At 67.6% G+C, this 14,651-nt stretch carries 15 protein-coding genes; 11 read left to right on the top strand and 4 right to left on the bottom strand.

The window, feature by feature from the left end; genetic code table 11:
• The first annotated feature begins 61 nt into the window (after positions 1 to 61).
• The 5 genes from IPG50_19940 to IPG50_19920 are packed head-to-tail and all read left to right on the top strand — an operon-like array spanning position 62 to position 4,036.
• Positions 62 to 835: a S26 family signal peptidase gene (locus tag IPG50_19940; protein MBK6694455.1), complete on the top strand. Its 774-nt coding sequence runs from the start codon at positions 62 to 64 to the stop codon at positions 833 to 835.
• The gene (gene lepB, locus IPG50_19935; protein MBK6694454.1) at positions 832 to 1,473 is read left to right on the top strand and encodes a signal peptidase I; all 642 of its coding nucleotides are present in this window, start codon (positions 832 to 834) and stop codon (positions 1,471 to 1,473) included. Before IPG50_19940 ends, lepB begins: the two co-directional genes overlap by 4 nt.
• Complete coding sequence (locus IPG50_19930) at positions 1,470 to 1,676, top strand: hypothetical protein (protein ID MBK6694453.1); 207 nt, start codon at positions 1,470 to 1,472, stop codon at positions 1,674 to 1,676. Before lepB ends, IPG50_19930 begins: the two co-directional genes overlap by 4 nt.
• A 58-nt stretch (positions 1,677 to 1,734) precedes the next feature.
• Positions 1,735 to 3,111 (top strand): serine/threonine protein kinase, encoded by a 1,377-nt coding sequence (locus IPG50_19925; GenBank protein MBK6694452.1) that lies wholly within the window; start codon positions 1,735 to 1,737, stop codon positions 3,109 to 3,111.
• Positions 3,038 to 4,036, top strand: coding sequence for a PEGA domain-containing protein (locus IPG50_19920; GenBank protein ID MBK6694451.1), 999 nt, complete (start codon positions 3,038 to 3,040; stop codon positions 4,034 to 4,036). Before IPG50_19925 ends, IPG50_19920 begins: the two co-directional genes overlap by 74 nt.
• 30 nt (positions 4,037 to 4,066) lie before the next feature.
• On the opposite strand, the gene IPG50_19915 is transcribed toward IPG50_19920, so the two are convergent.
• A complete protein-coding gene (locus IPG50_19915; GenBank protein ID MBK6694450.1) occupies positions 4,067 to 4,855 on the bottom strand; it encodes a sigma-70 family RNA polymerase sigma factor in 789 nt (262 codons plus the stop codon).
• A 199-nt stretch (positions 4,856 to 5,054) separates the two neighbouring features.
• Between IPG50_19915 and IPG50_19910 the strand changes: the two genes are divergently transcribed.
• A complete protein-coding gene (locus IPG50_19910) occupies positions 5,055 to 6,143 on the top strand; it encodes a serine/threonine protein kinase (GenBank protein MBK6694449.1) in 1,089 nt (362 codons plus the stop codon).
• Between the two features lie 9 nt (positions 6,144 to 6,152).
• Here the strand turns inward: IPG50_19910 and IPG50_19905 are convergent, their stop codons facing one another.
• From IPG50_19905 to IPG50_19895, 3 genes are all read right to left on the bottom strand, one after another.
• Positions 6,153 to 7,637 carry a nucleotidyltransferase domain-containing protein gene (locus tag IPG50_19905; protein MBK6694448.1) on the bottom strand — a complete coding sequence of 495 codons (1,485 nt, stop codon included), beginning with the start codon at positions 7,635 to 7,637 and terminating at the stop codon, positions 6,153 to 6,155.
• A complete protein-coding gene (locus IPG50_19900) occupies positions 7,637 to 8,047 on the bottom strand; it encodes a hypothetical protein (protein MBK6694447.1) in 411 nt (136 codons plus the stop codon). The genes IPG50_19905 and IPG50_19900 overlap by 1 nt, the downstream gene beginning before the upstream one ends.
• A 442-nt stretch (positions 8,048 to 8,489) precedes the next feature.
• Complete coding sequence (locus IPG50_19895; GenBank protein ID MBK6694446.1) at positions 8,490 to 9,287, bottom strand: metallophosphoesterase; 798 nt, start codon at positions 9,285 to 9,287, stop codon at positions 8,490 to 8,492.
• 32 nt (positions 9,288 to 9,319) lie between these two features.
• Between IPG50_19895 and IPG50_19890 the strand changes: the two genes are divergently transcribed.
• From IPG50_19890 to IPG50_19870, 5 genes are read left to right on the top strand one after another with little or no spacing between them, the layout of a single operon-like run.
• Positions 9,320 to 10,444, top strand: a complete 1,125-nt coding sequence (locus tag IPG50_19890) for an ABC transporter ATP-binding protein (protein MBK6694445.1) — start codon at positions 9,320 to 9,322, stop codon at positions 10,442 to 10,444.
• The gene (locus IPG50_19885) at positions 10,441 to 11,727 is read left to right on the top strand and encodes an extracellular solute-binding protein (GenBank protein MBK6694444.1); all 1,287 of its coding nucleotides are present in this window, start codon (positions 10,441 to 10,443) and stop codon (positions 11,725 to 11,727) included. The genes IPG50_19890 and IPG50_19885 overlap by 4 nt, the downstream gene beginning before the upstream one ends.
• Positions 11,724 to 12,593, top strand: a complete 870-nt coding sequence (locus tag IPG50_19880; GenBank protein ID MBK6694443.1) for a sugar ABC transporter permease — start codon at positions 11,724 to 11,726, stop codon at positions 12,591 to 12,593. The genes IPG50_19885 and IPG50_19880 overlap by 4 nt, the downstream gene beginning before the upstream one ends.
• On the top strand, positions 12,590 to 13,402 hold the full coding sequence (locus tag IPG50_19875; GenBank protein ID MBK6694442.1) for a carbohydrate ABC transporter permease: 813 nt from the start codon (positions 12,590 to 12,592) through the stop codon (positions 13,400 to 13,402). The genes IPG50_19880 and IPG50_19875 overlap by 4 nt, the downstream gene beginning before the upstream one ends.
• A 37-nt stretch (positions 13,403 to 13,439) precedes the next feature.
• Positions 13,440 to 14,642, top strand: coding sequence for a tyrosine--tRNA ligase (locus IPG50_19870; GenBank protein MBK6694441.1), 1,203 nt, complete (start codon positions 13,440 to 13,442; stop codon positions 14,640 to 14,642).
• Positions 14,643 to 14,651 lie beyond the last annotated feature (9 nt).

Genomic DNA, 14,651 nt, shown 5'->3' with positions numbered 1-14,651 from the left:
TCTGCGAAGCGGCGTTCGGTCCTATCCGGCGGCGGCCCCCGTGGTATATCGGCCCCAGCCCATGACCACGAAGCCGGAAGAGGCGGCTCCGCCCGCGGAGGCTCACGCGGCCGAAGCCCCGGATGCTGCGTCGGCGCCTTACCGAGACGCGGCCATGGCCCCTCCGGTGCCGCCGCCGTCGCCGCTGCGTGCGCCGCTCCGCTCTGCGTATTGGGCCTTCTGGTTCTTCCTGCTTCCGTTTGTCTTCGCGAGTCTCTTTGTTTGGGGCCTGACGCCGCCGAGCGGACTTGAGCACGCCGGCGTCCTCGGCGCGCTCGAGGCCATCGTTCGCGAGCAGCCCGTGCCCGTCGGCATCGTGGCGTTCACCGCCTTTGCCATGGCCCTGTGGTCCGCTCACATGCGCCTGCCGCTCGCACGGTATGCATTCCCGGCCCTCCGCTCGGACCTCCCTGAGGCCATGCGCGTGCCGTTTCAGCGCGCCCAGACGTTGCTCGAAGAAGCCGACGCCATCGTCGAGAAGAACGCCGCGACCATTCGCCGCGACCTGTCGGCGAAGGAACAGGCGCAACTCGAAGAAGACCTCGAGGGCCTCCGCAAGGCCATGAGCCAGCGTCCCTTTAGCGAAGAGGCGTTCGTGGAGGCGCTCGTGCGCGCCGACGGCGAGGTCGACGTTCGCCTGGGTCGCTTCCGCAAGAGCGAGATTCGGGAGTACGTCGAGTCGATCCTCGTCGCGGTGGCCGTCGCCATGGCGCTTCGCGCCTTCGTGGTCGAGGCGTTCAAGATCCCCAGCGGCTCGATGATCCCGACGCTGATGTCGGCGATCACATCTTCGTGAACAAGTTCACCTACGGGCCTGCGATCCCCTTCACCAAGGCGCGACTTTGGACGCGCATGCCGCCGGAACGCGGCGACGTCATGGTCTTCGCGTACCCGGAGCAGCCAGAGCAAGACTTCATCAAGCGCGTCGTCGCCCTGCCGGGTGACAAGCTCGAGGTCAAAGCGGGCCACCCCATCATCAACGGTTGGGAGGTGCCCAGCTGCCTCGTCGGTGAGTTTTCGTACACCGCGCCCGACAGCGGTGGCAAACGCACGGGTGAGTTGTACATCGAGTTTCTCGAGGATGAGGCTTACCTCACGCTGTTCGAGCGGGACCGCACCGAACCCTACCAAGGCCCGTACTTCGTGAAGCCCGGTGAGGCGTGGGTGATGGGCGACAACCGCAACAACAGCCACGACTCGCGAATGTGGTGGGGCGGGCAAGGCGGCGGCGTTCCCTTCGAGAACATTCGCGGTCGCGCGCTCTTCGTTTGGCTCAGCGTCTCCGATGTCGGCATCGACTGGTCCCGTCTCGGCGCGCCCGTTATGGGCCGCCCTCGCCTCCCGGCCGCGATGCGCGGCCTCGAACCGGCTCTGGCGAAATGCCTTCGTGAGCGCCCCTCGCTCGACCGCACCCAACCGCCGAGGCCCAAATGAAGCTCATCCTCCTTGTACTGGCACTCGCAGGAGCCTCTTGCGCGGCGGCCGAAAAGGCGGCGCAAAAAGACCCGCAGCGCTGCGAACGCGACCCCGATTGCGCCTCCAAGCAGGGCAAGTCTCAGGATTGCGCCACGTCCTGCGCGGACAACATCGCGTGCATGGAACGCTGTCAGCAAATTCGCCGCGGCACGTCGCCCTGATCGGGAAAAAGCCGCCCCCTTCGGGTGCACCTTTGCAGGCCCGTGCTAGCTACCGGTCGTGCTGACAGCGGGCGCCATCGTCGCAAACCGTTTCCAGCTTGGCCGCCAGCTCGGTCAAGGTGGCATGGGGGCCGTCTGGTCCGCGACGCACACGGTTACAGGCAAGACCGTCGCGCTGAAGTTCTTGAGTGGCCCGAGCGAAGCCGACGACGACTCGCGGCGTCGCCTGCTCCGCGAAGCGCGAGCTGCCTGTAGCGTTCGTCATCCGAACGTCGTGCAAGTGCACGACGTCCTCGAGCTTGAGGGGGGCGCGCCCGTTCTCGTGATGGATCTGCTCGAAGGCGAATCGCTCGGCGATCGCCTTGAGCGCCAAACCAAGCTCCCGCCCGACGAGCTCGTCCGCCTCGTGGTGCCGATGGTGTCGGCGCTCGAAGCGGCCCATGCGCGGGGCGTCATCCACCGTGACATCAAGCCAGACAACGTCTTCCTCGCGAATCGACCCGACGGCTCCGTCGACGTGAAGGTGCTCGACTTCGGCATTGCAAAGGTCACCAAGCTCGATGAGTCGAGCCACGAGACGGCGAAGCTTACGGGGACGGGCGCGATGATGGGCACGCCTTACTACATGGCGCCCGAACAGGTTTACGGCGAGCGTGACCTCGACGCCCGCACCGACCTCTGGGCCACCGGCGTCCTCATGTACGAAGGCCTCGCGGGGGTGCGACCTTCCGAGGGGGCGAACCTCGGACAGATTCTCAAGCTTGTCACCCTCGGACCCTTCAAGCCCCTCCTTGAAGCGGCGCCATCGACGCCGCCTGCTCTCGCGCGCATCGTCGAGGCATGCCTCCAGCGTGATCGCGGTCGGCGCATCGCCTCCGCGCGCGAGCTTCGCGAGGCCTTGGAGCGCTTCCTTGCGGGCAACACCTTCGATGGCGCCGCGCTGCCGGCCGTCGAGCCTCCGCCGCCAACGCGCGAACCGGTGCGGAGCGTGCACCGCGGCCGCCGTGCGCTCATCGTCGCAGCGGCGCTGGTGCTCGCGGGAGCCGCCGGGGGCTTCGCATGGCTTGCGCCGACGCGGCACGGCGCGCCCGTGGGAGCGCGAGCGACCGCGCCGGCGAGCCCCGCTCCTCCTTCTCCTCCCGCACCCGTCGAGTCGTCGCCCACGACCGCTGCGCCCCAGCGAGTCGGTGCCGGCAGTGAATCGGTCGCCGGCGCCGTGAGCGCAGAGCCTTCGAAGCCGCCCGCGCCAGAGAGGCCAGGCGCGCGCCCCCGGCGCGCCGCGAGCCCGCGCCAAAGTCACCCATCAAGCCCGACAGCGACCGCACCGCAGGCGGCGTTGTCGCTAAGCCGCCCTTCTGATCATGTTGCTCCGTCGAGTCGCGCTCTTGGCGTTCGCTGCTGCGCTCTTGCTCGCCTCGTCGGCGTCCGCCGATGAGGCGGACACGAAAGGCGCCCGCGATGCGTTTCTTCGCGGCGCGAAGCTCGTGCGCGAAGCGCAGTGGGCCGAGGCGCTTGCCGCCTTCGAAGAGTCGGCGAAGGTGCGGCCCCACGCCGTCACGACCTTCAACATCGGGGCATGCCATCGCGCGACGGGGCGCTACATGCTCGCGCGGCGAGATTTCGAGCGCGCCCTTCGCGAGCACAAGAAGAGCGGCGAGAAGGAGCTGTCGCCGGCCCTCGCCGAAGAAACCCGCCGCGCCGTGGACGAGGTGACCAAGCTCCAAGCCACGTGGGACCTCGAGCTCCTACCCGACGAAGCCACCCTTTCCATCGACGGCGCGCCGCTCGAGGCCTTCACCGTCGACGACCGCTCCGTTCTGCTCGCCGGCACACTGCCACCGGGCCCCGGCGCGCCCGCGCCGAAGGGCGCCTTCCGCGTGCTCCTTGATCCCGGCAATCATGTGTTGACGGTCTCGCGACGTGGCTTCGCCGACGCGGTCCGCAACGAGACCCTCGCGCCGGGGACGACCAAGTCGCTGCGGCTCGAGCTCGACAAGTTGCCCGCCACGTTGCGCGTCGCCTCCGCACCGGAGGGTGGTCAGGTCACGCTCGACGACTTCGATGTAGGGCTCGCGCCCCTTACGATCTCGAGGCCCGCTGGCCGCTACCGCGTGACGGTGAAGAAGAAGGGGTTCTTGCCCTTCGAGACGCAGGCCGTCGTCGACCCAGGGCAAACGGTTGACGTGACCGCGAAGCTCTCCGTTGACAAGCCTTCGCTCGTGCAAAGGTGGTGGTTTTGGGCGGGCGCTGGCGTCGTCCTCGCCGGCGCGGCTACGACGACGTATTTCCTCACCCGCCCCGAGCCAGAGCGACCGCCCGTCGACGGCGGCGGACTCGGCTGGGCTGTCCGCGCGCCCTAGACCTGAGCTGGCGTCCTCGCTCAAGGGAGCTTACGGCGCCGCGTCGGCGCCGGAGAACGTGAGTTCGAGGCGGCTCCGGCAAAGGCGCACGAGGCTGTCAAACTCCGGCGGGCTCAGGCGCAAGCGCTCGCTCAGGAGGCGCTTGGTGCGCAGCAGAATTTGATCGCGCGCCGACTGGATCCAGCGCGCCGCCGTCGCACGGTGCACGCCGTAGATGCGTGCCACCTCGTCGAGCGTGAGGCCTTCGGTCACGTGAAGGCGCAGGGCGTTGCGTTCGTCCGCATCGAGGGAGCGGACGGCGTCACGGATCGCGTCACGGAACGGCGCCGCGTATCTGGCGCGGATGTTTTCGAGCTCCGGGTCGTCGGTCGCCTGCGCCACGCGGAGCAGCGGTTCGGCGTCATCGGTCGGCGCTGGCTCGAGCTTCTCGTGACGCCGCACGTCGATGGCAGTTCGCACGATCACGGCGCGGAGGAAGCTCACGAGCGCGCCGCGCCCGGCGTAGTTGAGAATCCGCGGTGGCGAGCTGGCGTCACCGACGAAGAGCTTTTCGCGGACCCGCTGACTGATCTCGTCGATGGCGGCACGATCGAGGCGGAAGCGCGACAGCGCGCCGACGAACTCTGCGGCGTAGCGGCGCTCGAACTCGGCGAGCGCGGCGGCGCTTCGCGCGCCGCAGGCGACCACCAGCGCCGCCTCGCCGAGGTGCGCCGGCGCCACGTCCTTCTCGACGCAGAACTTCGCCACCTGAGTGACAGAAGTGCCAAGGGCTGGAAGGTCGAGGCCTTCGAGCGCGTCCATGAGCTCGGCTTCGTTCACCGGGGGCACATCGACAGCGTAGACCCACCGCCGAGGCGGGTCGATCCACGAAACGTCGGCGCCAAAGATTCACCGCGCGTCGCGATGGACTGTGGAGCGCGCAGAGGGACGGCAGGCACGCGGAATTGGGTGGCCCTCGCATCATCGGCCCGCGCAATTCTGCGTACGAATCGCCGACTCCCCGCACTACACTACTGCCGTGGGTTGCCCCGACGAGAATGTCCTCGCGCTGCTCGCCGACGGGGAGCTGCCGACCGACGTCCGCGCCGACCACGCACGCCACCTCGACGAGTGTGCGGCCTGTCGCGAAACCGTGGGTAGTCTTGTGCGCCTCCGCCACGACCCCGCCCTCGCGCACACGGTGGCCAGCGAGCCACCGCCGCCCGGCTCCGCAGGGCGCACCGCGACACCGGCGACGGTGCACAGCCTCTTGCCAGGCGACGTTGTGGGCCGCTACCAGCTCGAGCGCATCTTGGGCGAAGGGGGCCTCGGCGTCGTTTGGGCTGCTCGCCACGTGCTGACGCGTAAGCCCGTGGCCCTGAAGTTCACGAAGTTCACCGATCCCGATCTGACCAAGCGTTTCCTCCGTGAAGCACGCGTGGGTGGCGTCTTGCGTCACCCTGCCGTCGTCGAGGTCCATGACATCTTCGAGTCGTCCCCGAACGGGCCGCTCGTCATGGTGATGGATCTGCTCGTCGGCGAATCGCTCGATCAGCTGCTCGCTCGTCGTGGCCGCATCACCGTGCCAGAGGCGCTCTTCGTCTTGCGACCCGTGTTGTCGGCACTCGCCGCCGCGCATGCCCTTGGCATCGTGCACCGTGACATTAAGCCCGCGAACATTTTTCTCGAGAGCGCCCATGACGGAACCGGCGCTGTTTCCGGCCGACTCCTCGACTTCGGGCTCGCGCGCCTCACGGCCACGGAAGGCGCCGCGGCGGCGACGAGCGTGCTCACGCGCGACAAGGCCTTCATGGGCACGCCGCACTACATGGCCCCGGAGCAGCTCTATGGCGAGAGCGACATTGATGCGCGCGCCGACGTTTGGGCCGTCGGGGTCGTTCTCTACGAGTGCTTGAGCGGCAAGAAGCCCTTCGAAGGCGGCAGCGTCGGGCAAATCATGCGGAGCGTTTCGGCGCGCCCGCTCTCGCCGCTGGCCGAGGTCGTCCCCGACGTGGCGCCCGACGTGGCGGCGGCCGTATCGGAGTGCCTGGAGCGCGACCGCGCGAAGCGCCCCTTCGACGTGACGCTGCTCTTGGCCGTCGCCGACCGCTGGCTCGGCGTCGTGTAGGAACGTCGGTTAGCGCCAGTCGTGCGCGGCTTCGGGCCGCATGTTACCGAGCGCGAGGGTCATCAGTTCTTGCGGAACCCAAGGTCGGTGCGTAAGCGCCATCGCGCCCACGCGGCGCATCGCCGAGTGTTCCCTCAAGCAGGCCTGGGCGAGTTCGCCAACGGTTTCTGCGGAGGGAAGACGTGCGTCAGGCTCGCGCGACAGCCACGGGTCGAACGCCGCGCGAAGTTCCTCCCACGGCAAGGCGCGGAGCCCGAGGCTGTCCAGGTCCTCGATGGAGAGGCATCGCGCGGCCCGCCCGAGGCGCAGAAGCGCCGCACCGCAGCCCCGAAGGCGCGTCGCTGGCGTTGCTTCCGCGAAGTCTCGGAGTCGATTGCGTGCCGCGTGAACGAACCACGCACCTTCGTCTCGTGGTGAAAAGGCCCGTCTGATGAACGCGTTGTACGCCGCGAAGGGGTTGTCGAGGACCGCGATGCGTCGGGCGCAGAGCAAGGTGGCGCCTAGGTCCCCGAAGGCCTGCACTGCGTCGTTCGCGATGAAGCCGGGGGCGGCGTAGAGGCGAGCGTCGGTTTCGGCGAACGCGGCATACTGAGGCACACTGGCTCGAGCGTTTCGTGATTCAACGAGACGGAAGATCCCAAAGCGGCGACAGAGCCCTGTGAGCTCTGCCGCGCGGCTCTGCGGATGGAGTTCACTATCCAGCATCAGGACCGGCGCGTCGGCGGAAGGCCACGCCGCTCCCTCCGCCGGGACTTCGGGAACGTCTCCCCCGGCCTCCCGGATGGTGTCCTCGGGGAGCGCGGGGCTTGCCGGTAGCTCGCGCGCTGTCACTTCAGCGACGAGCGCTGAGTGCGAGACGATGGCATTCACGAGCGTCGCCAGGTCGCGATCGCACGGCCATGGTGGAAGGTCCGTGACCGCGTGCAGGGCTCGTACGATGGGCCCTAGCGCCGCACGAGCCTCTTCCCACGGAAGCGCCCCAAGTCCGATGCGGCGCCACTCGGCGATGCTGCTCTCTCTCTCGCAGGCGCGGCCCAGGGACACGAGGGCCGCCTCGAACGTGCGGCGCTTGACGAGATCAAGAAGCGCAGGTTCGGGCGGGCCCGCCGCCGCAAGGCTGGCGACCGCGTGCTGCACGTTCCACAGGAGACCTTGGTGGCGTGTGAACTCTTGGCGAACGAAAAAATCGTGAGCGATGAAGGGATTCGCAAGCGCGAGGCGCGCGGAGACAAGGTCAACGGAACGACCGACGAGCGTGCGTAGCTCGTCGGTTGCCGCGCGACACGGTCGACCGTTCGGATCGAAGATTCGCGCGCGAAAGGACCCGTAAAACACGAAGTCGAGGTCCGAGTCCGGCCGAAACGGGCCGTTCTTCGCCGAGCCGACGAGTCGCAGCCGGTCGACCTCCCAGCGGCGGCAGAACTCCCCGAGGGTCTGCGATGAAAGCTCGACAAAAGGGGAGGCGCACTCAATGACGGGGGCACCCGCCGCCATTATGCGTAGATGGCGCCGAAGCCGTAGTCACCGAAACCGGCGTCGTTGCTGGGGCCCTCGTTGAACGCGCCGGCATCGAAGCCGCCGTCGCCGCCGCCACTGCTATCACCCGTATCACCGGTCGGCGACTCACCAAAGGCTCCGTAGTCCGATGCGGTGGCGCCAAACGAGCCGAAGTCCTGGCAGCCGTCGTACGACGGCCCGTACCCGACGAGATTGTCGGTTCCCGGGGGGCAGGTGAAGCTGGTCGTTCCGTTCTCGTTTTCGTAGGTGATGGTGTTTCCCTCGGTGGTGTAGGTGATGCCGGGCCCGTAGCCGCTCGGATCGTAGTCGGAGGCAACGTAGACGTCACCGCCGGTCGAGAGAGAGAGTTCCAGATCCGAGAGGGGCGCGAGCGTCGTCGTATTCATCGAGGTCTCCTTGTTGGGGTTTGCGTCTCCAAGCGGAGCACGTGGAGTGCCAACTCACCGTGACGACGGAGAGCGTGGATGCGGCGAACAAGAAGGAGCGGTTCGCGCCCGCGCGACAGCGCGCACCACAGCCAGTTCCTCGCAGCCCCGTCGACCGAGGAGGCTCTCCCGTCATCGTCGTGTGCCGACGTTGCGGTGTCGCGAGCTACCCGTCCCTCGCTTTTGACCGTGGCGTTCATTGCCGTCATGCGCGGCGGATTGCACTGCTTCGCGGCAAGCTGCCGCCCCAGCGTGCACAAGCGGAGAGCGCGCCGCCGCGAGGCTCCCGTTACGGCCGCGGCCGAATCGGGGGCTCACGAGTGCCGTCGACGGGAGCCGACTTGTTGCGTCGACGCGCGCGCGACGCCGATGGCGTGAAGCGTCGCGGAGCGCTCCCTGTCCCTCAGCGGCGTCGCTCGAACTGATACCGCGCCGGCTCCTCGCCGTGGACGTGCACGGTGATCCGTCGCTCTTCGAGCCGCGCGACAGCAAAGGCCTTGGCTGGGCGGCCCGGCGCGTCGTCGTCCAGGTTTTCGATGAGGCTCTGCACCGACACGTAAGGGATGCCCTCGATCACGTCGAGGTGGTTCCAGTGGACGTGACCGTTGACCACCAGCTCGACCTTCCGGGATGCCTCGAACACGTGACGCAGCGCCCTTCGGTCTCGCACGAGCGCGAGGTGCGGCGCCTTCGCAAACCAGCGGTTGCCGGTGAGGTCCTGCTCACTCGCAGGATGGTGCATGAAGACGACCGTCGGCCTTTGTGTTTCCGTCAAGTCCGCCTCGAGCCATCGGAGCTGCGCCAAGGGAATGCTCACGTCGACGTCCCTCTTTTCCAGCGTGTGGAGCACCACGAAATGAAAGGGCCCCTCGTCGAACGAGTAATGGAGCGGCGCCTCGCGAGGCCTCCCCCAGCTGGCGTTGAGCTCCTCTTTCCCGAGGTGGATCACGTCGTGGTTGCCCGCCACGTTGACGACAGGGGCACCTCCCTCCTTGAGGAGCGCTTGGCAGCGTCGGTAACGCTCGAGGTCGGCCTCGTAGGACTCGTCCTCAATGTCGTCTCCCAGGTTCACGAGGAGTTCGGGCTTCACGGTCTCCCTTAGCTCGCGAACAACCTCCTCCGTCAGCCGTGCGGCGTGATGGCTGAGCTTTCGCAGCTTTCCCTCGAAGCGGGCTTCCGGGCCGAAGTGAAGATCCGTCATGAAGGCCAGCGTGAGCACGGGCAAAGGATGCCATGTTCCCGCGGCGGCGAGACCCTGTAAGCTGCGCCTCCGTGGCCGAATCCGACGTCGTCGTGCGGCTCCGTGACGTGGCGAAGTCCTTTCGTCCGCGGCCCGGCGAGTCGAAAGCACCCGCGGCCCTCCGCGGCGTGTCGTTGGACGCTCACGCCGGCGAACGCATCGTCATTGTGGGCCCCTCCGGCTGCGGGAAGTCGACGCTCCTGCGTCTCATCGCTGGCCTCGACGTACCCGACGGCGGCACCATCTCCGTCGGCGGCCGGTCCCTTGAGGGCGTCGCGCCGCAAGATCGCGACGTGGCCATGGTCTTTCAGGGCTACGCCCTCTACCCCCACATGACGGTGGCCGAGAACATCGCGTTCCCGCTGCGCATGCGGCGCATGCCGGCGGCCGAGCGCGAGGCGGCCCTCTCCGAGGTCGCGCGCGTGCTCCGCATCGAAGCGCTCCTTCGGCGCCGGCCCGCGGAGCTCAGCGGCGGCGAACGTCAGCGGGTCGCCATCGGCCGCGCCCTGGTTCGTCGGCCCAAGGTCTTCCTCTTCGACGAGCCGCTGTCGAACCTCGACGCCGCGCTCCGCAACGACTTGCGTGTCGAACTCGCGCAAATCCTCCGCACGCTACGGGGCGCTTGCCTCTACGTCACCCATGACCAAGTCGAGGCCATGACGCTCGCCGATCGCATCGTCGTCATGAGCCAAGGCGCGGTCCGACAAGTCGCCACGCCGCGCGAACTCTACGAGAGGCCCGCCGACTCGTTCGTCGCGACCTTCGTCGGGACTCCGAAGATGAACGTGGTGCCGGGCGAGGTGCGAGAGGGGCTCGTGCGTTTTGGTCCTTTCGAAGCGGCGGATGCGTCGGCTTCCTTGCCCTCGAGCGTCCTCGTCGGTGTTCGCCCCGAAGACCTCGAGGTCGTGGACGCGCCGGGCGACGGTCCTTTCGAGGTCGTGGCGACCGAGCCGCTCGGCGCCGAGACGGTGCTCTTCCTGCGCGCCGGCGACCTCGACGTTCGCGTGCGACGAAGTGGCTTCGAGGTGCGCCGCCCCGGCGAACGCCTTCACGTGCGCGCGCGGACTGAGAAGCTTCACTTCTTCGACCCGTCCAAGGACGGTCTTCGGATCCCATGAGCCCGAACCGCCTCGCGCGCCGTTCGGTCCTCCTCGCGGGCGCTGCCGCGTCACTTGGGTGCTCGCGGCTCCCGGAGGAAGCCAGAGGGCGCGTCGTCGTTCCCTTCTGGTTCGCGTACGGCGGCAAGAACCGCGAGGTGCTCTTGGACCTCGTGCGCCGCTACCACGCGTCTCAGCGCGACGTCTTCATCGATGCGGTCTTTCAGGGGGACTACTTCGAGGCGCTCGCGAAAGTGCGGACCGCGCTCGCGGCCGGTGCCGCGCCACCGCTCACGCACGTCGTTGGCGAGGTCGTGCCCTACCTCGAACGCGCGGGCGTGCTCGAGCCGCTTGACGCGTACCCAGCGCTGCGCGCCACGCGCTTGGTGAAGGCGCTCGCGCAAGAGGGCGCCTACGCCGACCAAAGCGACCGCGCTCGCGTTGCCGTGCCGTTCAACCGGTCGACGCCCATCATGTTCGTCAACGCGGACCTCCTCGAACGGGAGAGCGTTGCGACGCCTCGCACCTGGACCGAGCTGCGCGCCGCCGCGGTGCGCCTCACCACGCGCTCACCGGTGCGCTGGGGCTTCGTGGTCCCCGTCTCCTGGTGGTTCTGGGTGGCCATGATGGGGCAAGTCGGCGGGCGCCTCGTCGACGGCGCCGGTGCGTTGACGCTCGGCGGTGAGGCTGGCGAAGAGGCCCTCCGATTCCTCCAGCGGCTCGTTCACGATGACCGCGTGATGCGGCCGCCGCCGGGCCGCGACTACAACGCGTGGTCGGCGGCGAACCAGGATTTTCTCTCGGGCCGCGCCGCGCTCCTTTGGACCAGCACCGCGTACGTTCGTTACCTGGAGGACAACGCGTCGTTTCGCGTCGTGGCGGCTCCGCTGCCGTTCCACGTGCGGCCCTCCGTGCCGACGGGCGGGACGTTCTTCGTGATCATGAAGGCGGCGCCTGCGGAGAAGAAGGCGGCGGCGGCAGACTTCCTCGCCTACATGTGCCGCGCCGACGCCGCGGCGGAGTTTGCGACGCGCACCGGCTACATCCCTGTCTCCGAGCCCGCCATCGAGAAGCTCCGCGCCGAGGGCTATTACGCGCGCTTTCCCAACGATGAAGTGGCCGTGCGTCAGCTTGAGCACGTCGAGCCTTGGCCTTGGTCGCCGGCGCTCTTCCGAGTGCAGCGCGACATTGTCGACCCACGCCTCGAGGATGCGGTCCTTCGGAACCTTTCGCCGCGCGAGGTCTTCGCCGAAGCGCGCGCGCTCGCGGCCAAGGCCATGGCTACGCAAAGGCGCGGCTCATGAGGCCCAAAGCGGCGCACCACCCGCTCGTCCTTACGGGACCGACGGCCCTGTTTCTCTCGCTCTTCTTTGCCGCGCCGGTCTTCGCGTCGGCCGCCTTGAGCTTCTTCGAGTGGGATCTGTTGACGCCACCGCGCTTCGTGGGCTGGGAGAACTACCGTGAGCTGCTGTTGGGCGCGGAGCTCGCGCGCATCGGCCTGCGGACGCTCTCGTTTAGCGCGCTCGTCGTCTCGGTGGGAACGAGCCTCGGGCTCGGGCTCGCGCTTCTGCTTCGGAGGCCCGGCGTCTTGTTCGCGCTGGCCCGCGGCGCCATTTTCAGCGCCTACGTCGTCAGCTGGGTGGCCGTCGCGCTCTTGTGGTTGTGGCTCCTCGATCCCGACGCCGGGCTCCTCGCCCGCGTCCTCGCCCGCGTGGGCCTACCCCGCCTCATGTTCCTCACCGATCCTGATCTCGCGCTCGTGACGCTGGCTATGGTCACTGTCTGGAAGACGACCGGCTACGCCATGGTCATCTTTCTTGGCGCCCTCGATGCGATCCCGAAGGCCCTCTCCGAGGCCGCAGCCCTCGATGGCGCGGGGCCTTTCGCCCGCTTTCGTTTCGTGATCTTGCCGGAGCTTCGTCCGACGGCAGCCTTCGTGGTGACGACGAGCCTCGTAGCCTCGTTCCAGGCCTTCGACGTGGTTCGCATCATGACGCAAGGTGGGCCCGCGAAGGCGACGACGCTGTTCGTCTACGCCATCTACGAGCAGATCTTCCTGAACCTCAGCGTCGGCAAGGCCAGCGCCCTCGCGACGGCGTTCCTGCTCCTCCTGGTGACGCTCTCGTGGCTCAACCTTCGCCTCTTTCGCGAGCGGGGGGCGCGCGCATGATGACGCGACGCGCGCCTCGCGCCTTCTTCGGCTCGCTCGCGCTGCTGTCGGCGCTCTTGTGGGTAGGGCCGTATGCCTGGATGGTCCTCACGTCACTCAAGTCGCTCAAGGACATCGTTTCGCGTCCCGACGGTATCCTGCCCGAGCATCCGACGCTCGGCGCCTACCGCGAGCTCTTCGCCACGCTCCCCGTGGGGCGAACGCTGCTCCTCACGGTCGCCATGGCCACGCTCATCGCGATGCTCCAGATCGTCCTCGCATTGCCCGCCGGCTACGCGCTCTCCAAGCTCGAGTGGCGGGGCCGCCGCGTTGTCTTCGGCCTCGTCCTCGCATGCCTCCTTGTGCCGGCGCAGGTGACCTTCGTGCCGCTCTACCTCGTTTTCGCGAAGCTTGGCCTCGTCAACACGATGGGAGCGCTCGTCTTGCCGTTTGCCGTGAGCGCCTTGGGGACGTTTCTCGTTCGGCAGGCGCTCCTCTCGGTGCCCGACGAGATCGTCGAAGCGGCGCGCCTCGACGGCGCCTCCGAGTTCGTCATCGTCTACCGCATCTTGGGGCCCATGGTGGCGCCCACCCTCGCGTCGCTCTTTCTCGTGAGCTTCGTCTTCCACTACAGCGACTATTTCTGGCCCCTCGTCATGACGACCGACGACGCCGTGCGGACACTGCCGCTGGGCGTCGCGCTCTTGCGTGAACAGGGAAGCGGTGTTCGCTGGCACGTTCTCATGGCCGGCAACGTGGTGCTCTCGGCGCCCGTCTTGCTGCTCTTCTCTGTCGTGCAAAAACAGCTCGTGCGTGGCCTCGCGCGGTGACACTTGCCGCTTCGCCTCGGCTACACTGAGCGGCCCGATGCTCAAGCCCATCGACCTCGACGTCCTCGCGCGCACCACCGACGAAATCTTCTCGCTCGACGAGCTCAAGAAGAAGCTCGCGAAGGGCAAGCCGCTCCGCATCAAATACGGCGTCGACGTGACAGCGCCGTTCCTCCACATCGGTCATGCCGTCAACCTTTGGATGATGCGCTACTTCCAAGAGCACGGGCACAAGGTCGTGTTCTTGATCGGCGACTTCACGACGCGCATCGGCGATCCCACCGGCAAGAGCGCGGCGCGCAAGGTGCCGCTCAAGGAGGAGATCGAACAGAACGCGCAGCACTTCATCGAGCAGGTCGGCAAGGTGCTCCTGACGGACCCGGCGGTCTTCGAGGTCCGTCGCAACGGCGACTGGTTCGACAAGATGAGCGTGGCCGAGTTCTTTCCGCTCTTGTCGATGGTCACGCACGCGAAGCTCGTGCAGCGCGACATGTTCCAGAAGCGCATCCGAGAGCACCAAGAGATCTACATGCACGAGATGCTCTACCCGCTGCTCCAGGGGTACGACTCGTTCATGCTCGAGTCAGACCTGACCATCGTCGGTAGCGATCAGCTCTTCAACGAGCTCATGGGGCGCTTCTACCAGGAGCGCTTCGGGCAAGAGCCGCAGATCGTCATGACGACGAAGATCACGCCGGGCACCGACGGCAAAGAGAAGCAGAGCAAGACGCTAGGCAACTACATCGCCCTCGCCGACACGCCACGCGACAAGTTCGGCAAGGTGATGAAGATTCCCGACGCGCTCATTGTGCAGTACTTCGAGGTCTACACCGATCATCCGATGGCCGAGATCCGCGACTACGCGAAGGAGCTCGAGAGCGGGAGCGTGAACCCGGCGGTGCTCAAGAAGAAGCTCGCGGGACGCGTCGTCGCCCGTTACCACGGCGACGAGGTCGCCACGCAAGAGGCCAACTGGTTCGAGGAGACCTTCTCGAAGCGCAAGGCACCGGAAGACGTGCCCGAGGTCCTGGTGCCGGCGCAGATCACGGTCCTCGACTTGGTCACCCAGTGCGACAAGACACTCTCGCGCAGCGATGCGCGTCGCCTCGTGCGGCAGGGAGCGGTCTCGGTGGCGGGCGAGACGATTCGCGGAGAAGGCGAGAACGACGTCCTCACGGACCTTGGCGGCAAGACCATTCAGATCGGCAAGCGCCGCTGGTTCAAGCTGCAGGTGAAGTAGCGCGCAGCG

The sequence above is a fragment of the Myxococcales bacterium genome, assembly GCA_016703425.1.
Classification (GTDB): Bacteria; Myxococcota_A; Polyangia; order Polyangiales; family Polyangiaceae; genus JADJCA01.
The sequence above is the reverse complement of the archived record's forward strand: the minus strand, read 5'-3'. Positions and strand labels throughout refer to the sequence as shown.